This window comes from Streptomyces sp. NPDC002671 (genome assembly GCF_053592475.1).
Genome location: NZ_JBSFVU010000006.1, coordinates 300,962 through 322,534, shown reverse-complemented (window position 1 = coordinate 322,534; position 21,573 = coordinate 300,962). Strand labels below are relative to the sequence as shown.

Genomic DNA, 21,573 nt, shown 5'->3' with positions numbered 1-21,573 from the left:
GCCGCGAAGCCACTCAGCGCAGCACGGCCGCCAGGAGGTCGGCGCCCAGCGCCGTCAGGTCGGGCAGGTTGAGGGTGTAGCGGACGTAACGGCCGTGCCGCCGGGCCGTGAGCAGGCCCGCGCGGCGCAGGACAGCGAGGTGGCGGGAAACCTCCGGGCGTGAGAGTTCCCAGACGTGGGCCAGTTCAGCGGTGGTGCGCGGGCCGCGGGCCAGGGTGCGCAGCAGCCGCAGCCGTACCGGATGTGAGAGTGCCTCCAGCCGTAGCGTGACCGTTTCCAACGACACCGGCTCCGAAGGACTCGGCTCGGCCACGGGGTACTGCACCACCGGCTGCCACCCGCGCGCGTGGACCACCACCAGGTGCGGGCTGCCGAAGACACTGGGGATGAACGTGACCCCGGTGCCGTGGGCGGCGGTCGCGTTGTCCTGCAGCTTGTCCACGACGATGCAGTCGCCGTCCGGTGCCAGGGTGACGGCGCCGGAGACCGATGCGAGTGCCGCCCCGATGCCCTGACGCTTCAGCAGGTCGTTCTTCAGACGCAGGTCGGTGGCGAGCTGCACCGCGACGCCCGTCCAGGCGGCGTCGAAGAATGCCTCGGCGCACTGTTCGAGCGTGTGGCGCACCCGCGCCCGCACCGCGGCCGGGTCCGCGAGCAGCCGTTCCGCGAAGGCCTCCTGCCGCGCGCCGCGGGCCTGGGCCAGGTCCAGGACCCACTCGCGCGCAGTCGCGTCGGCGAGCGGCGACCGCGCACGGAAGTGGACCCGGTTGCTGCCGCACGTGGTGACGAGCGCGGCGGTCACATACGTTTCGTCGTCGATCCGGTCCACGTCGTCCAACTCCTCGGCGAGGGTCGGCCGAGGTCGGGCGGGTATCAGGAAGTCGGCTTGCGAGGAACGCCAGAGGAACTCCGCCTCCTGGAGCCGCTCGGCCAACTCCGGCCGCAGCCCGGCCCGGACGTCCCCGGCCCAGCCGGCGAACTGCGGATGATGCCCGGTTTCGGCCAGCACGTGCAGCATCGCGGTCAGCTCGGCCAGCGGGGAGGCGGCGAACCGCAGTCGCTCGGACGGCAGTCCGCTGATGTCGATCCTCAACGTCACCCCTCATCATCGCTGATCGGACGGCCGGGGACGGCGTCGGTTGACGGTATCCGTCAACCGACGTGCCCGGCCCGGCGGTCGGACGCACCGTTTGACTCCATGGCAACCACCACCAAGATCCATCCTCGCGCCTTCGTCCGTGCCTCCGGAGGCCCCCGCTATGCCGTCGCCCTGGCGGTGGATGCGCTCGGCACCGGCCTGCTGCGGCCCTTTCTGCTGCTCTACGGGGTGACGGTGCTGAGACTGTCCGCGCCGGCCACCGGCACCGCCATGGCGGTCGGCGTCGTCGCGGGTCTGGTGTGCATGCCCGCGGTGGGCCGATGGCTGGACCGGGGCGCACGCAGCACGGTCGTGGCGGCGTCGATGCTGGTGCGGGTGCTGGGCGTGGCGCTGCTGCTGGCCACCCCGGCCGGGCACGTCTGGCTGTTCGCGACGGCGGCGCTCTTCCTCGGCATCGGCAACCAGGCATGGCCCGCCGCCCACGCGGCGCTCGTGGCCACGGTCGCCCACGGCCGGCTACGCGATGCCGCTCTCGCTGGAGGCCGCGCCCTGCGCAACGCCGGCCTGGGCGTGGGCGCGCTCATCGCCACCGCATGCCTGGCGGGCGGCACCACCGCATTGCAGGCGCTGGCAGCCGTCACCGGGCTCGCCTATCTCGCCGCGGCGGCCTTGGCGTGGTCGGTCCACCTCCACGCGCATCCGGCCGCCACCCCGGCCAAGGACACGGAGGGCGCTCGCGCACCCCGGATGCGCGCGCTGCTGGCCGCCAACGTGATCTACGTCTTCTGCCTCAACGTCCCCGAAATCGCGCTCCCTCTGGTCCTGGTGACCCAGTTGCACGCGTCCCCGGTGTGGTCGGCAGCCATATTCGTGGCCAACACGGTGCTGGTGGTCACCCTGCAGGTTCCGGTCACCGTCCTGATGTCCCGCTACTCGCGGCGGACCGTGCTGGCTCTCGCCGGCGTGGTACTCGCCGCGTCCTACCTCGGCTTCCTCGCGGCCACTTCACTGGGACCCGGCTGGGGTGCCCCGGCCGTCGCCACGGTGTCCGTGGTCTGCACCCTCGGCGAGATCATCTACGCGGGCAGCGCCACCGCGCTCGTCACCGCCCTCGCCCCCGCCCATGTCCTGGGGCGCGCCCTCGCCCGCTTCGGGCTCTCCACGGGCTTCGGCCTCGCCGTCTCCCCGGCGGTCATCACCGCACTCGCGCCCCACGGCCCGGCCGCCCTCTGGGGCAGCCTCGCCGCCGGGACGCTTCTCTCCGCGTCCGCCGTCGCCACCGAGAAGGACCAGGGAACTCGGCTCAGCGACGGTCCCGGGCGCCCTTCTTGGACTGGGCGGGGCATGCCGAGCGGATCCCGGACCCGCTACCGCAACCTCAACGGTGGTCAGGGCCGGGCATGATGACACGGCGTGGCCGCGGACATCACCTCCCCCGGGGATGATGTCCGCGACCCCTTCCCCCCGGTGCCGGACTGTGGTCGTACGGTCGTACGGTCGTACGGTCGTCCGTGTGCCGTCACCAGCACATGACCGCGGTCTCTCCCGCACCCCACGTGGAGTAGAGGCGGACCCGGACGACATAGCGGCGGCCCATGACGAACCGGACCCTGACGGCGGCGTTCTGCGAGGTGCCCCCGTCGTCGTGGCCCGCGAGGAAGCGCGGTTCCCCGTCGCGCTCCTCGAAGACCATCAGCACGGTGTCGGCGTCGCCGAAGGTGCCCACGGTGTAGTCGCGGGTCTCCGGCGGCTCGACGGTGAAGTCGGCCTGCTCACGCGGGCCGAGCCTGAGCGGAGCCGAGCGGAACGGCACCAGCGCGGCCGGCGGCCGGGGCGCCGCGACGGGCGGATACCAGCGGAGCGCGAACTCCTTGTCGGCCGGGGACAGCACACCGGGCGGCTGCAACCCGCCCCGGTACCGCTCCGGTTCCAGGATCAGTCCGGGCCCGAACGGGAACTCCATCAACGACTGCGGATCCCACACCGGGCCGGCCGCCTCGCAGGCGTCCAGCTTGCGCAGGATGTTGTCGTAGGTCGTCTGCCGGTTCCAGAAGTGGGGCGGGCCCGCCAGCTCCGCGTACACGGCCTCGTCGTCCCAGTGGATACCGGCGAACGGACTCTGGTGCTCGTGGAGCATGCCGAGCGCGTGCCCGATCTGGTGCAGCACCGTGGCACGTTCGCCCGGCGCGGTCACGTCCCAGCCCAGGTTCATGGTGCGCTCGCCCTGGCCGACCGACAGCGCGTCCCGGCCCACCGCCGACCAGGACCCGGCACCGGCCTGGAACCCGATCCGCAGTTCCGCCTCGTGCCGGTCGCCGACCTCGGCGAAGGTGATGCCGATGCCGAGGTCCTGCCACTCGCGGAAGCACTCGCGCACCACGTCCCGCTGTTCCTTGCCGCCGGCCCACGGCACCTGGCGCAGCTCCCCGGTCCCGGGGACCGGGATCACCGAGGCGTCGGAGTCGGCGTCGTAGAAGTGGTAGTGCAGGACCGTGCCGTTGACCCACATCCGCCGCCCGCCCAGCAGCGCGCCCAGCCGCTCGGCGGTCAGCCCCGGCGGGAAGGCCGGTGCCGACTGCTGCGGGAGCGAGCAGAGATGTCGGGTCATGCGTCCAGCCTGCCGCTCCCGCCGGGCACGCGCCTGAGTCAGGGGCTACTCAAGTCGCTGTGTATCAAATCTGAGTAATCGCACTCCAGTTGATGTGACGACTTACGAACAGGGTGCGAGGACTGACGTGAGGACCGACGCAAGGGCGCTGGAACTGCCCTGGTCGTTCACCGGCCGGGAGGCCGAACTGGACTTGGTTCGCTGGTCGTTGACCGCCGGGCGGCCCGGCATCGTGGTGACCGGGCCGGCCGGTCGCGGCAAGACCCGGCTGATCACGGAGGCGGTCCGGGGCACGGACTGCGTCCGGGTGACCGGGACGCCCGAGATCCGAGGGCTGCGGTTCGCGGCCTTCGCGCACCTGCTGCCCGACACCGTCTCGCTGCACCGCGCGGTCCACCTCCTGTCCGGCGTACGGCTCCTGGTCGTGGACGACGCCCAGCTGCTGGACGAGGCCTCCGCCGCGCTCGTGCACCAGCTCGCCGTGCACGGACGCACCCGTCTGCTCGTCGCCGCGGCGGACGGTACCCCTGCACCGGCCGCGGTGTCCCGGCTGTGGACCGGGGAGCTGCTGCCCCGGCTGGCCCTGGCGCCGCTGCCCCACGAGGACACCGCTCAACTGCTCTCCCCCAGTCTCGAACAGACTCGACCGGGGGGACCCCCATCCGACGGACTGGAACCGCTCACCGTGCGCCGCCTGTACCGCGTGTGCCGGGGCGATCTGCGGCTGCTGCGTGAGCTGTTGGGCGCGCTGTGTGGCTCCGGTTGCCTGAACCGGCTTGCGGACACCGGCCAGTTGGCATGGCGCGGCCCGCTCCCCGTCACCGCGGCCGTCCGCGAGCGCCTGGCACCCGCCCTGGAGCGGACCGGCCCCGGCGAACGCGACACCCTGGAACGCCTCGCGTTCGCCGAGCCCCTGCCGCTGCCCCTGACCGACTTCGACGTCGACGTCCTCGAACGCCTGGAGGAGGACGGTCTGATCCACGCCGACGAGCAGGGCGCCGTCACCCTGGCCCACCCGCTGCACGGACCCGCCCTGCGCGCCACGGCCGGGCGGCTGCGGGCCCGTCGGCTCGCCCGTACCCCGGACCGCCTCCGGCCCGCCCTCGCAGCCGAACAGGCCAGCCTGGAGCGGCGGTTGGCGGAGCTGGACGTGCGGTCCGTGCCGACGCCGGTGGGGGACTGGCTGTCGGCCGAGGGCCTGCCTGTGCCTGCCGGGTACGCCGCCGCGCGCGCCCGGCACGCCCGGCTGCGCGGAGAGCTGCGGGAGGCGGCGGCCTGGGCCCGGGAGGGGCTGCGGGCGACCCCGGCCGACACCGGCTGCCGTGCCGAACTCGACCTGGCCGAAGGGATGTCGGCGGAGTCCGCCGCACCTGACGCCACTCCGGTCGGCCGTACCGCGGACGACGACATACTCGCCCGCTACGACGCCGTCCGCCTCGGCGCTCCCGAACGGGTCGCCGGGCGGCTGCCGGCCGGCGGGGTGTTCGCCCGGCACGCCGAAGCCCTCTCCCGCGGCGACGGACCCGCCCTGGACCGGGTGGCCGAGGCGCTGGAGGAGCGCGGCTTCCTGCTGTTCGCGGCCGAGGCGCACGCCCAGGCCGTACGCGCCCACCGCGACCCCCGGGCCGCCCGCCTCTCCCGCACCCGCGCGGTCACCCTCGCCCGCCGCTGCCAGGGCGCCCGCACCCCGGCCCTGTCCGGACTCGTCCTCGGTGAACTGACCGCCCGGCAGCGGCAGATCGTCACGCTCGCGGCGGCGGGTCTGAGCAACCGGCAGATCGCCGAGAAGCTGACTCTGTCCGTCCGCACGGTCGGCAACCACCTCTACGGCGCCTACGCCCGGCTCGGCGCGAGCGACCGGGGCGCGCTGCCATGGCTGGTGGACCAGCCGGAGCGGAGGTCGGCCTGAGGCCCCTCACGCCACCTCAAACACCCCTCACGCAGCCCCGAACGCCGCGAACGCCCAGCCCGTCGCCTGGTGGAGCGCGTCCCCGGGCAGTGCGGCTCGGGCGTCGCGCAGGGCCTCGGCCAGGGAGAGGCCCGCGCCGAGGCCCTTGTGCAGGGCGAACATCAGCGGCACCACCGCGGCATCGTTGACCGGCGCGCTCGCCGCCACCACCCCGGCCGTGCCCAGTGGCAGCAACGCCGTGACCAGGCCGAGGAGTTCGTCGGCGCCGACCGACGCGAGCCGGGCGGTGTCGCAGCTGCCCAGGATGATCCGGTACGGGCTGCGCGCGAGCCGCTCGAAGTCGTGCACGATCAGCGGGCCGTCGGCCATCCGCAGCGCGGAGAACAGCGGACTGTCCGCGCGGAACGTGCCGTGGGCCGCGAGGTGGGCGAGGGCCGCGCCGTCGAGTTCCGCGAGCACGCGCGGCACCTGCGCGTCGTCGTCCTCCAGCACGGTCGCCGTACCGTAGCGGTCCGCCAGCTCCGTCACCTCGGCGCCGCCCGTCGCCAGTCCCGGGCCGCGTACCAGCACCAGCCGGCCGCCGGGCGGCGGCTCCGTCTCCCGGGCACGCAGCCAGCTGCTCGCCGACGGCGACACGCTCAGCACCCGCTCGCGCAGCGCGGGCAGCAGCGCCCACGGCACCCGGTGCAGCGCGCCCGGCGGCACGATCACCACCGGCCCGGACCCGAGGTGCGCGACGGCGTCGCCCAGCAGCAGCTCCTGAAGCCGCTGCCCTGCCATCTCCACCAGCGGCAGCCGCGCCTCGGCCCCGGGATGTGCGAGCCGCCGTAGCCCGGCCTGGACGTACTCGGCCTCGGCGACCGCCTCCGCCAGCGCCCCGCCCGCGAACCGCCGTACCTTCCCCTGCCCGCACAGCAGGACGTGCACCTGCCCGTCCACCACGGCCAGTTCGACCAGCCGCACGTCGCCGAGCCGCTCCAGCAGCCGGGCCGCGTCGAAGCGGTCCCCGTCGCCGGCCGCGGCACCGCGTATGTGGTGGGTGCGGGAGCGGATCTCCCGTTCCAGGCGCCGCTGTTCGCGCTCCAGCGCCGGTACCGGGCGGCCCTCCATGCGGGCGGCCTCCGCGCGGGCCGCTATCTCCCGGTAGGCGGTCAGTCCGCTCAGCAGCGCCGGATCGGCGGGCGGCCGGGTCGGCGGCGCGGACAGCACGGTCGCCCGCCAGCGCTCGCTCCACTCCAGCAGTCGTCGCGGACCGCCGTGGGCCAGGCTCATCTCCTGTGCCAGCGCGGCCAGTTCGGCGCCCTGCGCGGTGACGTGGGCGCGCAGCTCCGAGGCGCCGAGCGTCATCCGGTGGTCGTCGAGCACGGCCAGGCCGCGCCGGCAGGCCTCCAGCACCCCGCGCCGCGAACCGGCCGCCCGCGCCCGCAGCGCCTGCGCCGCCCAGCCCGTCAGCCGGGCCGGCGGCGGCCCGCCGTGCCGGCTGCGCGCGGCCACCGCCAGATGCCGTTCCGCGTCCGCGGTCCAGCCCAGCGCGAGCGCGATGCGGCCCGCGAGCAGCGAGGCCTCGGGGGCCGCCGGAGAGCCGAAGGAGGCCAGCCGCTCCGCGACCGCCGCCGCGTCCGCGACCAGCCGCCCCGAACTGCGTCCGGCCGCCACCCGCGCCTCGATCAGCACCAGTTGGGCGTGCGTCTCCCACCAGGGCCGCCGCTGCGCCGCGAACAGCCGGACGGCGACGGCAGCCCGCGCGATCGCGGTGTGCGGGTCCCCGGCCGACCGGGCGGCCCGCGCCGCGGCGAGCAGCAGCTCCGCCTTGCGCGTGGACTGCCCGCCGATCCGGTCCAGCAGCGTGATCGCCACGTCCGCCTCGGCCAGCGCCTCCGGCGCGAGCCCCGCCGCCATCAGCACCTCGCAGCGGCGGACGGACAGCATGAACGTCGGCGTGCCGAGCTTGGCGTACCGCTCCCCGGCCTCGTCCAGCAGCCGCAGCGCCGCCGGGATGTCCCCGGAGCGGAACGCGGCCAGCCCCCGGCTCTCCACCGCGTCCGCCTTGTCGTGCTCCTGGCCAGTGGTCTCCCACAGCCGCTCGGCCGCCGTGAAGTCGGCGTCCGCCCGGTCCACCGCGCCCAGCGCCAGATGCACGGTTGCCCGCAGGGTCAGCGCCCGCGCGGTCCAGATGCCGTCACCGGCCTGCCGCAGCACCGGCAGCGCCCGCCGTACGTCCTCCAGCGCCTCCCGGTGCCGGCCCAGCACCCACCACACATAGGCGCGCCGGTACAGCACGCGGGCCCGGGTGTGTCCGCTGCCCCGTGCGACACCCCGTTCGAACGACGCCAGCCCGTGCCGCGTGCGCCCCGCGTGCACCAGTGCGACCCCCAGCGTTGCGAGCACGTCCGCCTCACGATCGGCCGAATCGGCACGCGCGGCCAGGTCCCGGGCCCGCCGCAGATGCCGCAACGCGATCGTCAGGTCGCCGAAGTCCCGCTGCCAGATGCCGAGCACCTGGTGGGCGACGCTGCCGTGCAACGGCGACGCATCGGTCCGCAGCACCTGCTCGGCGCGGGCCCGCGCCTCACCGGGGTCGGCGAACACCATCGGCAGCAGTTCGAGGATCGACTCGCTTCCCGCTGTCACGCCACGCATGGTAGTGGCCTGCTGTATCAAGCTGTATCAATCGGTGTTTCGCCGACTCTCACTGTCGAACACCGTCTCCAGGGGGAGGACACACCATGGCTCCACAGCGATTCCACGAACAGTTCGACCACATCCAGCGCGCGCTCTCGGACGTCCCGCTCGCGATGGGCCCGGACGACGACGCCCACTTCCTCTACGAGAAGGGTGTCGTGCTCGCCCGCGACGGCCATGAGGCCCGGCTCGTCGAGGACACCGTGCGCGACCACTTCACGGCCACCGAGGGACTCGTCCCCGACCATGTGCGCCGGGCCGGCCCGGCCACCAACCGCACCGGCGTCACCCGCATCCAGGTCGGCGACCCGACCCTGGGCGAGGACACCGTGCACCACGCGCTGGGCGCACTGCGGGGGGCCGAGGACCGCGGGGGCCGCAGGCTGGTCGGCCGCAACCACGTCGTGCACATCGCGGTGAACGCCTGTCCCGGCGACGAACCCGTGCCCGTCCCGCGCAACGGAGCGCCCAACCCGGCGCCGAGCGACGGCGCGTACGACGCGGGCAGCGCCGTCGGCGTGCTCGTCATCGACACCGGCCTGGTGCACGACCACGGGTCCTACCCGCTGCTCGCCCACACCACCGGCGACACCCAGGCGACCGAGACCGACGCCTTCGGCGTGCTGCGGCAGTACGTCGGCCACGGCACGTTCATCGCCGGGATCGTCGCGGCGGTCGCGCCCAACACCGACATCACCGTACGGGGGACTCTCGCCGACGCGGGCGCCGTCCTGGAGTCCGAGTTCGGCGCCAGGCTCTTCGAGGCCGTCGACCGGGGCGGCTGGCCCGACATCATCAGCCTGTCCGCGGGCACCACGAGCAGCAGCACCGACGGGCTCATCGGCCTCGACGCCTTCATGAGCGAACTGCGCGAGCAGCGCACCCTGTTGGTGGCCGCCGCCGGTAACAACGCGAGCGACACGCCCTTCTGGCCCGCCGCGTACGCCTCCCTGCCCGAGTACGCGGACAGCGTGCTCTCGGTGGGCGCCCTGCGGTCGGACGGCGACGGTGGCGCCTGCTTCAGCAACCACGGCCCCTGGGTGCGGGTCTACGCCCCCGGCGAGCGCCTCACCAGCGCCCTCACCGGCTTCGCCACGCCCGTGCCGTACGTCTACCAGCACTCCACCTACGACGCCTGCCGGTACGGCTGCGACTACGCCTGCACCTGCCAGTTCCCGCGCCACATCGGCGTGTTGAGCGAGGCGCGGGAGAGCACCGCGGCCAAGCCGGACCAGGTGATGTTCGACGGGCTCGCGCAGTGGAGCGGCACGTCGTTCGCCACGCCGGTCGCCGCCGGGCTCATCGCGGCTCACATGACGGCGCATCAGGAGCGCGACCCGCGCGCGGCGCGCGCACAGGTGCTCGCCGCCGTCATCGAGCGCGCGGACGTGCGCGGGGCGCACGTACCGGTGCTCCGCCCGTCCACCTGGCGCCCGATGCCCGTCGCGATCCCCGCTCAGCCCGCATGAGGTGCGGAACGGCCCTCTCCACGGCGTACGATGACGTGCCGTACACGAGGGGTGGAACCGTGGACCGAACAGAGGTCGGCGAGCTGGTCCAGTCCGCCGTCGACGGCGACGCCGCGGCCTGGAAGGCGCTGGTGGAGGGCATGAGCCCGCTGGTGTGGTCGGTGGTGCGCGCACACCGGCTCTCCGACGCCGACGGACACGAGGTCTACCAGACCGTGTGGTTCCGCTTCGCCCAGCACCTCGGCCGTATCCGCGAACCCGACAAGGCCGGCTCCTGGCTGGCCAGTACGGCACGCCACGAGTGCCTGAAGGTGCTCAAGGGGCTCGCGCGGCTGACGCTGACCGACGACCCGCAGATCCTGGACCGGGCCAGCGAGGACCGGACGCCGGAGCAGTCGCTGATCGACTCGGAGGAGGCGGCGGCCCAGGCCGAGCGGGTCCGCTGCCTGTGGCAGGAGCTGGACGCGCTCGGGGACCGCTGCCGGCAGTTGCTGCGCGTGCTGATGTCCTCGCCGCCGCCCAGCTATACGGAGATCTCGGCCGCGCTCGGCATCGCGGTCGGCAGTATCGGCCCCCTGCGCCAGCGCTGCCTGCGCCGGCTGCGGGCCCGGATGACCGCACGGGGGGCGGAGTGAACGGCTACGACGAGAAAGCGGAGAAGGACGAGAGCGCCGAGAACTTCGAGAGGGACGAGAACGCCGAGACCGCCGAGGACTCTGAGAGGGACGAGAACGCCGTGATGCAGGACGAGTTGCAGGACGCGCTGCTGGAGGAGGAGCTGCGCCAGGCCGCCGCCGTCCTGGACCCCGTCCCCGCCGAGCTGCGCCAACTGGCCCTCGACGCCTTCGCGTTGCACGACCTCGAAGCCCGGGTCGCCGAGCTGGCCTTCGACTCGCTCGTGGACGCGCTGCCGGTCAGGGGAGTCACCGCCCCGCCGCGGATGCTGACCTTCCGCGCGGGCGAGCTGACCGTCGACATCGAGGTCACCGAGGAGGGCCTGATCGGCCAGGTGCTGCCGCCGGGTTCGGCGAGCATCGAGGTGCTCGGCGGCCCGCGGACCGCCCGGCCGGTCCCGGTCGACACCCTGGGCCGGTTCTCCAGCGACACCCCGCCCGCCGGCCCGTTCGCGCTCAGGCTGCGGACGGGCGGGGAGGTGGTCGTCACGGAGTGGCTGCGCGCCTGAGGGAGCCGGTCACCAGGTGACGGGCAGGGTCCGCGGCCCCCGGATCATCGTCTTGTGCCGCCACTGCACCTCCTCGGGCCGCACCGCCAGCCGCAGCCCGGGCAGCCGGTCCAGCAGCGTGTCGACCAGCAGCTCGGTCTGCAGCCGGGCGAGGACGGCGCCGGTGCAGTAGTGCGGGCCATGACCGAAGGCCAGGTGCGAGTTGGCGTCGCGGTCGGGGTGGAGGGCGTCCGGGTCGGGGAAGGCGTCCGGGTCGCGGTTGGCGGCCAGGTAGGAGACGTACACGGGCTCGCCCGCGGTGATCCGGTGGCCGGCCAGCTCCACGTCCTCCAGCGCGATGCGGGCGAGCCCGACCGTGCTGCGGTGCGGGATGTAGCGCAGCAGCTCGTCCAGGACGGGACCGCGCGCCTTTGGGCGGGCGCGCATCCGCTCCATCAGCTCCGGCCGGGTCAGCAGCAGGAACAGCATCTGCCCGCAGTTGTGGGTGACGGCCTCGCCGCCGATCTGCAGCGGACCGGCTAGGCCGACGGCCTCCTCCTCGGCGATCTCACCGCGTGCGACGGCGACTCCGAGCAGCGAGTACACGTCCTGTCCGGGGCTCGTGGCCCGGGCCCGGACGGTCCGGGTGATCCACTCGTACATGCCCTGCTTGGCCCGGCCGGCGGCCTCGTCGCCGGTGGTGGAGATGATCTCCCGGGTCCAGGCGTGCACCTGCTCCCGGTCGGCGGGCGGCACCCCCACCACCTCGCTCACGACCGTGAGCGGGAACGGCTCCAGCACGCGCTCGACCAGATCCGCGGGCGGTCCGTCCCGTACGATCCCGTCCACCAGCTCGTCCAGGATCTCCTGCGCGCGGGGCCGCAGCCGCTTCATCGCGCCGACGGTGAAGGCGGCGGCGACCGGCTTGCGCAGCCGGTTGTGCTCGGGCTGGTCGGCCCAGGCCAGCGAGCCCGGGCGGGGAGCGAAGTTCGGGGCGAGCCGGGTCACTTGACGCCGGAGGACCTCGGCCCGGCTGAACCGCGGATCGTTGGTGACCAGCTTGACGTCCTCGTACCGGGTGGCCAGCCAGGCCCAGCCCTCGCCGAACGGCAGCCGGATCCGGGTCAGCGGGCCCTCGCGCATCAGCTCGGTGAGGGTCGGGTCGAACTCCGTGCCGTCCAGGTCCAGCGGCAGCCAGTCCCGCACGGGCGGCAGCGGATGGCCGGCGAGCGTGCCCCCGGTCTCCTCGGTCATGCCTGTCATGCCCTTCACCCTCGTACGCGCCCCGCCCGCTGTCCTGCGGGAATGCTCCAGTCGGAGGGCGCTACGGCTGTACGGCCTGTACGGCGTCCACGAGCGCGGCCAGCGCGGCGGCGAGCCGTTCCAGCCCCGGCCCGGCCGGACCGCCGGGCTCGGACATGTACGTGTCCCGGCGGATCTCCACCATCAGCGCGCTCACCCGGCTGTCCCGCCCGTAGTACTCCAGCGGCACGTACGTCCCGCTGAACGGGCTGTCCAGCCCCGTCTCCCCACACTCCGCGAACGCCGACCGTGCCGCCTCCCGCAGCTCCGGCGGCGTGTGGAAGGCGTCCGTACCGAGACACACGGGCGGACGAGGTCCGCTGCCGTGCAGTTCGTAGGGCAGCGCCTCGCTGGGGTAGGAGTGCACATCGATCACGACGGCCCGCCCGGTGGCGGCGAGCCGCCCCTCCACCGCTTCGGTCATGGCCCGCGCGTACGGCCGGAAATACCGCGCGACCAACGGCTCGGGGTCGGTGTCCGCGGCCCGCAGCTCCTCCCGGTGCGTGGTCCGCGTGTAGACCGCCCCCATCCCCACGGCGAGCATCTCCTCCCGCTCGTCCGGGAACCGCTCCGGATCCACCACCAGCCGCGACAGCCGGTTGACGAACCGCCAGGGCGCGACCCCGGCCAGCCCGGCGGCCCGCTCCGCGATCCGCGCGGTGTGCCCATCGGTGATGTGATCCAACTCCCGCTCCAGCGCGGCGTCGTCGAGCAGGATCCCCTTGCGCACATCGCCGGGTATCGCCCGCGCGGAGTGCGGCACATGCAGCAGCACGGGCGACTCGGCGGCACCGGGCAGAAGCTCGAACGAGGGGGCGATCCGGGTCACGGGCTGCTCCAGGGGGCGTTGTCAGTGGCGTGGTGCAGGATCAAGGTGCCACATCAGTACGGAGCAAGGCGGGGCGGGAGCATGCCGCCGACCTGGCCGCGCTCTACCGGCTGACCCAGGCCGCCACCGAGGAGTTCAACGCCCTGGAAGCCGAGTTCGAGGCGGCCGGGAGCGAGATCGAGACCGTGGCCCGCGAGGAGATAGGCGGCGACTTCCGGTTCGTCGCGCGGGCCTACGGCTTCGAGGACGCGGACGCGGAGGAGCTGATCGCGACCCGGGAGTGGTGAGGCGGGTCGACCCTGCTCGCCTGCGCCCTGCCGTCCGCCCCGGTGCGGTCGTGACACGCCCCCGCCCCGGCCGGGCAGTGCCGACCGGGGCGGGGACGTTCAGGGGCCCTCAGGCTCCGGGTGTCAGCTCAGGGACGCCAGGGCCTCGTTCCAGGTGGCCGACGGGCGCATGACCGCGTCCGCCTTCGCCTTCTCCGGCTGGTAGTAGCCGCCGATGTCGGCCGCGGAGCCCTGGACGGCGATCAGCTCTTCGACGATCTTCTGCTCGTTGGCCGCGAGCGTCTCGGCGAGCGGCGCGAAGGCCTTCGCCAGGTCGGCGTCGGCGGTCTGCGCGGCCAGCTCCTGGGCCCAGTACAGGGACAGGTAGAAGTGGCTGCCGCGGTTGTCGATGCCGCCGACGCGACGGGTCGGGGACTTGTCCTCGTTGAGGAAGGTCGCCGTGGCCCGGTCGAGGGTGTCGGCGAGGACCTTGGCGCGCGCGTTGCCGGTGGCCTCGGCGTACTGCTCGAAGGACGGCACCAGGGCGAAGAACTCACCCAGCGAGTCCCAGCGCAGGTAGTTCTCCTTGACCAGCTGCTGGACGTGCTTCGGCGCGGAGCCGCCGGCGCCCGTCTCGAACAGGCCGCCGCCCGCCATCAGCGGGACGACCGACAGCATCTTGGCGCTGGTGCCCAGCTCCAGGATCGGGAAGAGGTCGGTGAGGTAGTCGCGCAGGACGTTGCCGGTGACGGAGATCGTGTTCTCGCCGCGGCGGATGCGCTCGATGGACAGCTTGGTGGCCTCGACCGGGGAGAGGATCTTGATGTCCAGGCCCTCGGTGTCGTGCTCCGGCAGGTACGCCTTGACCTTCTCGATGATCACGGCGTCGTGGCCGCGGTTCTCGTCCAGCCAGAACACGGCCGGGTCACCGGTGGCGCGGGCGCGGGTGACGGCCAGCTTGACCCAGTCGCGGATCGGGGCGTCCTTGGTCTGGCAGGCGCGGAAGATGTCACCGGCGGCGACGGCCTGCTCCAGGACGACGGTGCCGTCCTGGTCGACCAGGCGGACGGTGCCCGGGGCCGCGATCTCGAAGGTCTTGTCGTGGGAGCCGTACTCCTCGGCCTTCTGCGCCATCAGGCCGACGTTCGGCACCGAGCCCATGGTGGACGGGTCGTAGGCGCCGTTCGCGCGGCAGTCCTCGATCACGGCCTGGTAGACGCCGGAGTACGACGAGTCCGGCAGCACCGCGAGGGTGTCGGCCTCCTGGCCGTCCGGGCCCCACATGTGGCCGGAGGTGCGGATCATGGCCGGCATGGACGCGTCGACGATCACGTCCGACGGGACGTGCAGGTTGGTGATGCCCTTGTCGGAGTCGACCATGGCGAGCGCGGGGCCCTCGGCGATCTCCGCCTCGAAGGACGCCTTGATCGCGTCGCCCTCGGGCAGGGACTCCAGGCCCTTGAGGATGGCGCCCAGACCGTCGTTCGGGGACAGGCCGGCGGCGGCCAGCGTCTCGCCGTACTGCTCGAAGGTCTTCGGGAAGAAGGCACGCACCACGTGGCCGAAGATGATCGGGTCGGAGACCTTCATCATCGTGGCCTTCAGGTGCACGGAGAACAGGACGCCCTCGGCCTTGGCGCGGGCGACCTGCGCGGCGAGGAACTCCTCCAGCTCGGCGACGCGCATGACGGAGGCGTCGACGACCTCGTCCTTGAGGACCGGTACGGACTCGCGCAGCACGGTGGTGGTGCCGTCCGCGGCGACCAGCTCGATGCGCAGCGCACCGTCCTTGGCGATCACCGTGGACTTCTCGGTGGAGCGGAAGTCGTTCTCACCCATGGTCGCCACATTGGTCTTGGACTCGGGGGTCCAGGCGCCCATGCGGTGCGGGTGGGTCTTGGCGTAGTTCTTCACCGAGGCGGGGGCGCGGCGGTCGGAGTTGCCCTCACGCAGCACCGGGTTGACGGCGGAGCCCTTGATCTTGTCGTAGCGGGCGCGGATCTCGCGCTCCTCGTCGGACTTCGGGTCGTCCGGGTAGTCCGGCAGCGCGTAGCCCTTGCCCTGGAGCTCGGCGACGGCGGCCTTCAGCTGCGGGATGGACGCCGAGATGTTCGGCAGCTTGACGATGTTGGCCTCGGGCGTCTTGGCCAGCTCGCCCAGCTCGTGCAGGGCGTCCGCGATGCGCTGGTCCTCGTTCAGGTACTCCGGGAAGACGGCGATGATGCGCCCGGCCAGCGAGATGTCGCGGGTCTCCACCGACACACCGGCCTGGGTGGCGTACGCCTGGACCACCGGCAGGAAGGAATGCGTCGCGAGGGCCGGGGCCTCGTCTGTGTAGGTGTAGTAGATGGTCGAGTCAGTCACCGGGTGCTCCGCTCCACGTCTGCAACATTGCTCGACATCAAGATATCTCGTGATCGACCCCGGCTCGACAGGGGTCCGCGACTCGGCAACGTCGGAGTCCGGGTGCAAGCGATTCGCGCGGCTGGTGCAACCGATTCCGTGGTCCAGGTGGTCATGACAAGAAGATCGCCCATTCGGTGATCGCCACTCATCGACGGCCGGAACCGACCACCCGGCCGCCCGAGCGAAAGCGGATCATGAGATATCGCACCAGAGTGACGGCCCCGGCGGCCGTCCTGATCGGCACGGCGACCGCACTGACCACGGGCACCGCGGCCCACGCCCGACCGGCCACGGGGGCCGCGCGGGCCAAGGGGGACGGCAGGGGGATCGCGGGGGACGACACGGGGACCACGGGCCCGGAGACCCTCGGCGACCCGGTCTACCAGGCCCTCGGCAACGACGGCTACCGCGTGTCGTCGTACCACCTCGACCTCGCGTACGACCCGACGACCAAACTGGTCGACGCCACCGCGACCCTGAAGATACGCACCACCGAGGCCCTGACCCGCTTCTCCCTCGACGCGCTCGGCCTGGACGTACGCTCCGTACGCGTCGGAGGCCGCGACGCCGCCTTCGAACAGGTGGACGAGAAGCTGCGCGTCACGCCCGCCGGGACACTCCCGGAGCAAGCCTGCGTCACCGTCCGCGTCGAGTACTCCGCCGACCCGCGCCGCACCCTCGCGCACACCGCCTGGGTCCCCACCCCCGACGGGTTCGCGATCTGCCCCCAGCCGAACTCCGCGCACACCGTCTTCCCGTGCAACGACCACCCGTCGGACAAGGCCGCCTTCAGCTTCCGCATCACGGTCCCGAACGGGCTGCGCGGCGTGGCGAACGGCCTGCTCATCGACACGGAGGAGGTGGACGACGACCGTACGGCGTACTCGTACCGCTCGCTCTCGCCGATCGCCACCGAACTCGTCCAGATCACGGTCGGCGACTACGTGGTCAAGGACCGGGAGGGCCCGCACGGTCTGGCCCTGCGCGACGTGGTCCCCACCGCCCGCGCCGCCGCCCTGGAACCGGCCCTCTCCCTCACTCCCGGCCTGGTGACCTGGCTGGAGGACCGCCTGGGCGCCTTCCCGTTCGAGACGTACGGCCTGCTGCCGTGCAACTCCGACGACCCCAAGGCCTTCGACTTCACGGGCCTGGAGACCCAGACCCTCACCCTCTACAAGCCGAACTTCCTGCTCCAGGAGGAGAAGCGGATCGGCTCGCACATGATGCACGAGCTGGTCCACTCCTACTTCGGCAACCTGGTCAGCCCCGCCACCTGGGCCGACCTGTGGCTCAACGAGGGCCACGCCGACTTCTACGGGCTGCTGTACCGCTACGAGCGCGGCTGGGCCGACTCCCTGGGCCTCACCTCACTGGAGGCCCGTATGAAGGACACCTACGCCCGCGGCGACCAGTGGCGCCACGACTCGGGCGCGGTCGCCGCTCCCAACGCGGTCAACCTCTTCGACAGCCAGCGCTACCTGGGCGGCGTCCTCGTCCTGTACGCCTTCCGGCAGCTGGTCGGCGAGGACGTCTTCCACGACGTGGAGCGCACCTTCCTGGACCGCTTCCGGGGCGGCTCGGCGACGACGGAGGACTACATCGCCGTCGCCACGGAGGTCTCCGGCCAGGACCAGTCCGGCTTCCTGCACGACTGGCTGTACGGCACGAAGACCCCCCGCATGCCCGGCCACCCGGACTGGACGGTCACCCCGGTGGCCTCGTCCCTGACGGCCCCGCACAGCCTGCGTGGCGGGCACCGGCACGACAACTCGGCCACCCTGTAGGCGCTCGGGCGTAGGCCGTCAGTCGAGCCGGGCGGAGGGCACCTCACCCGGCTCGCTGTCGCCCTTGCGCTGCTGCGGAATCACCACCGCCCCCTGTTCCAGCGCCACCGTCCGCGCCGGGACGGGGACGCGGATGCCCTCCGTGCGGTAGCGGCGGTGCAGGCGCTTGATGAACTCGTGTTTGATGCGGTACTGGTCGCTGAACTCGCCGACGCCGAGGATCACCGTGAAGCCGATCCGGGTGTCGCCGAATGTGTGGAAGCGGATGGCGGGCTCGTGTTCCGGGACGGCGCCCTCGACCTCGCGCATGGTCTGCGCGACGACCTCCGCCGTGACCCGCTCCACGTGCTCGAGGTCGGCGTCGTAGCCCACCCCGACCTGCACCAGCACCGTCAACCGCTGCTCGGGATGCGTGTAGTTGGTCATATTGGCCTTGGCGAGCTGGCCGTTGGGGATGACCACCAGGTTGTTGGACAGCTGGCGGACGGTCGTCTGGCGCCAGTTGATGTCCACGACGTAGCCCTCCTCGCCGCCGCTCAGCCGGATGTAGTCGCCCGGCTGGACGGTCTTGGAGGCGAGGATGTGGACGCCCGCGAAGAGGTTGGCGAGCGTGTCCTGAAGGGCGAGGGCGACCGCGAGACCGCCCACGCCCAAGGCCGTGAGCAGGGGTGCGATGGAGATGCCCAGGGTCTGGAGGACCACCAGGAAGCCGATCGCCAGGACCAGCGCCCGGGTGATGTTGACGAAGATCGTGGCCGAACCGGCGACGCCGGAGCGGGACTGGGTGACCGTCTGGACCAGGCCCGCGATCACCCGCGCCGCCGACACCGTCACCGCGAAGATCAGCCCCACCTGGATGGTCTGGTTCACGTGGTGCTGGACGGTCCGGGTCAGCGGCAGCACCACCGCCGCGGAGGAGGCACCGGCCGCGATCGCCGCCCAGGGGACGACGGTGCGCAGCGCGTCCACGATGACGTCGTCGCCGCTCCAGCGCGTGCGCTTGGCGTGCTTGGCGAGCCAGCGCAGCACGCCCCGGGACAGGAAGGCCAGCAGCAGACCGGCCGCGACGGCGATGCCGGCGAGGACGAGGTCGTCCAGGGTGGGCGTCCGGTTCACCGGTCACCTCCGGGGCGCAAAGCTGCTGCGGAGAGCCTGGAGTGAAGTCTCGTCACGTTGTCACCTGCTCGATGTGCCGGATGTGCGAACGCGCGGGTCACCGGCAGTACCGGTGCCCGCGCGATCGCTCATCCTGCCGTATCCGGAACGCCGGTTCTCACCCGGACCGGCCCTCGCAGCCGCGCGTTCAGAGCTGTGCGCCCGGACGCGCGATCAGACGATGCCCTCCGCGAGTTCGGCCTGGTCGCGGTCGCTGCCGTACGCGGCGGTGGTCGGCGTGCCGTACGAACGGCGGGCGACGAACCACCAGACGGTGGCGAGGACCAGGACGACGGCGAGGGCCACCGACGCGTAGTTCATCGTGTCCACGGTGACCGGCGAGGACTGCGGCAGGCAGAACAGGACCGTCACCGCGGCCACCCACACGACCGCGATCCAGCCGATCGGCTTGCTCCACCGGCCCAGGTGCCACGGGCCCGGCTCGAAGCGGTCGCCGGCGCGCAGCCGCAGCAGCACCGGGATGGCGTAGGCAGGGGTGATGCCGATGACGTTGATGGCCGTCACCGCGCCGTACGCCGTCGCCGAGTACAGGGACGGCAGGGCGAGGACACCGGCGACGACGACCGACAGCCACACGGCGGCGACCGGCGTCTGGGTACGGGTGCTGACCTTGCGCCACAGGTGCGAGCCGGGCAGCGCCCCGTCCCGGCTGAACGCGAACACCATGCGGCTGGCCGCGGCCACCTCGGCGTTCCCGCAGAACAGCTGGGCGATGATCACGACGAGCAGCAGCGTGCTGGCACCGTCGGTGCCGAGACCGTCGAGCAGGATCTGCGCCGGCGGCACACCGGTGTCGGTGCCGAGCGTGCCCGCGTAGTCCTTGATCGCGAAGGTCAGGCCCGCGAGCAGCACGAAGCCCGCGATCCACGACACCCAGATGGACCGTACGATGCCGCGCGCGGCGGACACCGAGGCGTTGGAGGTCTCCTCCGACAGGTGGGCGGAGGCGTCGTAGCCGGAGAAGGTGTACTGCGCGAGCAGCAGACCGACCGCCGCCACGTAGATCGGGCTGTGCCAGCCGGTGTTGTTGACGAACTTGGTGAACACGAAGGACGCCGACTGGTGGTGGTCGGGGACGATCGCGAGCGCCCCGACGATGAGTCCGACACCGACCAGGTGCCACCACACGCTCACCGAGTTGAGCACGCTGACCAACTGGACCCCGAACAGGTTCAGCACGGCGTGCACCAGCAGGATCGCGCAGAAGATCAGCATGGTCTTGCCGGTGGTCGGTTCGAAGCCCCACTGGAGGTTCGCGAAGGCGCCGGTGAACAGGGCGGCGCCGTAGTCGATACCGGCGATCGCGCCGAGCAGGCCGAGCAGGTTCAGCCAGCCTGTGTACCAGCCCCAGCGCCGGCCGCCGAGCCGGTCGGCCATGTAGTACAGGGCCCCCGAGGTCGGGTAGGCGCTGGTGACCTCCGCGAGTGCGAGGCCCACGCACAGCACGAACAGGCCGACGCCGGCCCAGCCCCACAGCATGACGGCGGGCCCGCCGGTGTTCATGCCGAAGCCGTACAGGGTCATGCAGCCGGACAGGATCGAGATCACCGAGAAGCTGATCGCGAAGTTGCCGAAGCCGCCCATGCGGCGGGCCAGGACCGGCCGGTAACCGAGTTCGCGCAGGCGCTGCTCTTCGTCCTGCGCCGGCAGACCTGGCGATGGGGAGGGATCGGGGGTGTGGGACACGGGCGGGCCTCCGGGGGATGATCGGGAGTAGAGGGACTACAGGGATCGGGGGAGGTGCGGGGGTGGTGCGGGTGGTGCGCGATGAAGAAGTACGAGAGGTACGAGAGGAGCGTGCGGTGTGCGAGGGGTCAGGAGTCGCGGCTGGAACCCTCCGCGGCCTTCCGGCAGCGGTCGCGGGCCTGGAGGAAGATCTCCACTCCGCGGTCCCGGTCCGGGGTGCGGTACATCCAGGGCGGGGGTGTGAAGTACGGGCCGATCGCCTCGAACACCCGGGCTGCTTCCGGCAATTGCACGGCGCCCCAGAGTGCGTGGGCCAGATGGTTGAGGTCGAGCATCGAGCGCTCGGCCCGGTGCGAGAGCTCGAACCAGGAACGCAGCGCCTGGTCCGCCTCACGGGTCGCCTCCTCCGCCACCCAGTTCAGGTCCAGCGCCGCGTCGTGCCCGCTGCCCCGGCGGTAGCGCTCGACGCGGACGTAGAGCGGCAGCAGGTGCAGCGCGGAGCCGCGCGGCGCCTGGCCGGCGGCCCAGTGGGCGTAGCCGGCGGCCTCCGCGAGCCGGCCCGAGCCGCTGCGCGCGTACAGGAACTGCAGCATCCGGTGGTGGGCCTCGCGGTTGTACGGGTCGCGCTTGTCGGCCTCGGCCAGCAACCCCCACGGCCCCGACGGCAGGAGCGGCTCCGGCGCGGCCGTACGGTGCTCCTCCCAGCGCTGTCCGGCGTCGAGCTGGGCGAGTGCCAGTAAGCACACCCAGGGCACGGGGTCCTTCGGGGCGGTCCGGGTGGCGGTCTGCGCGGCGTCCCAGGCCTCGATCCACAACTCGTGCGTACGGCGGTGCTGTTCCCGCTGGGCCCGCAGTGCCCGCTCGACACCGACCCGGGCCTGCATCACCGCGGCGTGCACGCTGTGCGGTTCCTCCGCGACCCAGGCCCGTACCACGTCGCTGCCGGCGGCAGCCGCCGCGAGGACCTGGGTGCGCTGCGTCCAGCGAGGCCAGTCCGCGCTGTCCGCGGTGGCCGCGAGCAGGGTGCGCATGGCCATCCAGCGCCCGGTGCGCAGATCCTGGAGGGCGGCACGCAGGGGCTGGTCGGGGCCGGCCGGATCGTAGGAGGGGCGCGCTCCTTCTCTGGCCATCAGCCCCTCGCCCCGGTACACGGGCGCGCAGGCGCGGTGGCGTGGTGAAAAGGCAACAGCACTCC

15 protein-coding genes and 1 pseudogene are annotated in these 21,573 nt (G+C 72.7%); 7 read left to right on the top strand and 9 right to left on the bottom strand.

The genetic code is table 11. The features are described 5' to 3' along the window. Positions 1 to 13: 13 nt before the first annotated feature. Complete coding sequence (locus ACWD35_RS12010) at positions 14 to 1,099, bottom strand: DUF5937 family protein (RefSeq protein ID WP_451351058.1); 1,086 nt, start codon at positions 1,097 to 1,099, stop codon at positions 14 to 16. A 99-nt stretch (positions 1,100 to 1,198) separates the two neighbouring features. On the opposite strand from ACWD35_RS12010, the gene ACWD35_RS12005 reads away from it, so the two are divergent. Beyond that, positions 1,199 to 2,503, top strand: coding sequence for an MFS transporter (locus ACWD35_RS12005; protein WP_451351057.1), 1,305 nt, complete (start codon positions 1,199 to 1,201; stop codon positions 2,501 to 2,503). A gap of 115 nt (positions 2,504 to 2,618) precedes the next feature. On the opposite strand, the gene absR1 is transcribed toward ACWD35_RS12005, so the two are convergent. Beyond that, positions 2,619 to 3,707 (bottom strand): beta-glucuronidase AbsR1, encoded by a 1,089-nt coding sequence (gene absR1 / locus ACWD35_RS12000; RefSeq protein ID WP_451351056.1) that lies wholly within the window; start codon positions 3,705 to 3,707, stop codon positions 2,619 to 2,621. 94 nt (positions 3,708 to 3,801) lie between these two features. Here absR1 and ACWD35_RS11995 point away from each other — a divergent pair, with 94 nt between their 5' ends. Beyond that, positions 3,802 to 5,616: a LuxR family transcriptional regulator AbsR2 gene (locus tag ACWD35_RS11995; protein WP_451351055.1), complete on the top strand. Its 1,815-nt coding sequence runs from the start codon at positions 3,802 to 3,804 to the stop codon at positions 5,614 to 5,616. Between the two features lie 27 nt (positions 5,617 to 5,643). Here ACWD35_RS11995 and ACWD35_RS11990 read toward each other — a convergent pair whose 3' ends face one another. Next, positions 5,644 to 8,256: a CHAT domain-containing protein gene (locus ACWD35_RS11990; protein ID WP_451351054.1), complete on the bottom strand. Its 2,613-nt coding sequence runs from the start codon at positions 8,254 to 8,256 to the stop codon at positions 5,644 to 5,646. An 86-nt stretch (positions 8,257 to 8,342) separates the two neighbouring features. On the opposite strand from ACWD35_RS11990, the gene ACWD35_RS11985 reads away from it, so the two are divergent. The 3 genes from ACWD35_RS11985 (at position 8,343) to ACWD35_RS11975 (ending at position 10,950) form a co-directional block, all read left to right on the top strand. Then, positions 8,343 to 9,767, top strand: coding sequence for a S8/S53 family peptidase (locus ACWD35_RS11985; RefSeq protein WP_451351053.1), 1,425 nt, complete (start codon positions 8,343 to 8,345; stop codon positions 9,765 to 9,767). Next, a complete protein-coding gene (locus tag ACWD35_RS11980) occupies positions 9,764 to 10,402 on the top strand; it encodes an RNA polymerase sigma factor (protein ID WP_451351052.1) in 639 nt (212 codons plus the stop codon). The genes ACWD35_RS11985 and ACWD35_RS11980 overlap by 4 nt, the downstream gene beginning before the upstream one ends. Positions 10,403 to 10,506: 104 nt before the next feature. Continuing rightward, positions 10,507 to 10,950 carry a hypothetical protein gene (locus tag ACWD35_RS11975; RefSeq protein WP_451351103.1) on the top strand — a complete coding sequence of 148 codons (444 nt, stop codon included), beginning with the start codon at positions 10,507 to 10,509 and terminating at the stop codon, positions 10,948 to 10,950. A 9-nt stretch (positions 10,951 to 10,959) separates the two neighbouring features. Here ACWD35_RS11975 and ACWD35_RS11970 read toward each other — a convergent pair whose 3' ends face one another. After that, positions 10,960 to 12,183 (bottom strand): cytochrome P450, encoded by a 1,224-nt coding sequence (locus ACWD35_RS11970; protein ID WP_451351102.1) that lies wholly within the window; start codon positions 12,181 to 12,183, stop codon positions 10,960 to 10,962. A 70-nt stretch (positions 12,184 to 12,253) separates the two neighbouring features. Continuing rightward, a complete protein-coding gene (locus ACWD35_RS11965) occupies positions 12,254 to 13,060 on the bottom strand; it encodes an N-formylglutamate amidohydrolase (RefSeq protein WP_451351051.1) in 807 nt (268 codons plus the stop codon). Positions 13,061 to 13,137: 77 nt separating this feature from the next. On the opposite strand from ACWD35_RS11965, the pseudogene ACWD35_RS11960 reads away from it, so the two are divergent. Then, positions 13,138 to 13,347 (top strand): annotated as a pseudogene (locus ACWD35_RS11960) (DUF5713 family protein); the annotation flags it as partial. Between the two features lie 123 nt (positions 13,348 to 13,470). Here ACWD35_RS11960 and ACWD35_RS11955 read toward each other — a convergent pair. Next, a complete protein-coding gene (locus ACWD35_RS11955; RefSeq protein WP_451351050.1) occupies positions 13,471 to 15,690 on the bottom strand; it encodes an NADP-dependent isocitrate dehydrogenase in 2,220 nt (739 codons plus the stop codon). Between the two features lie 236 nt (positions 15,691 to 15,926). Between ACWD35_RS11955 and ACWD35_RS11950 the strand changes: the two genes are divergently transcribed. Further along, entirely contained in the window at positions 15,927 to 17,516 is a 1,590-nt protein-coding gene (locus ACWD35_RS11950; RefSeq protein WP_451351049.1) for a M1 family metallopeptidase, read from the top strand. Positions 17,517 to 17,534: 18 nt separating this feature from the next. Here the strand turns inward: ACWD35_RS11950 and ACWD35_RS11945 are convergent, their stop codons facing one another. The 3 genes from ACWD35_RS11945 to ACWD35_RS11935 form a co-directional block, all read right to left on the bottom strand. After that, a complete protein-coding gene (locus ACWD35_RS11945) occupies positions 17,535 to 18,632 on the bottom strand; it encodes a mechanosensitive ion channel family protein (protein ID WP_451351048.1) in 1,098 nt (365 codons plus the stop codon). A gap of 213 nt (positions 18,633 to 18,845) precedes the next feature. Next, on the bottom strand, positions 18,846 to 20,378 hold the full coding sequence (locus tag ACWD35_RS11940) for an amino acid permease (RefSeq protein ID WP_451351047.1): 1,533 nt from the start codon (positions 20,376 to 20,378) through the stop codon (positions 18,846 to 18,848). 128 nt (positions 20,379 to 20,506) lie between these two features. Beyond that, entirely contained in the window at positions 20,507 to 21,508 is a 1,002-nt protein-coding gene (locus tag ACWD35_RS11935) for a hypothetical protein (protein ID WP_451351046.1), read from the bottom strand. Between the last annotated feature and the right edge of the window lie 65 nt (positions 21,509 to 21,573).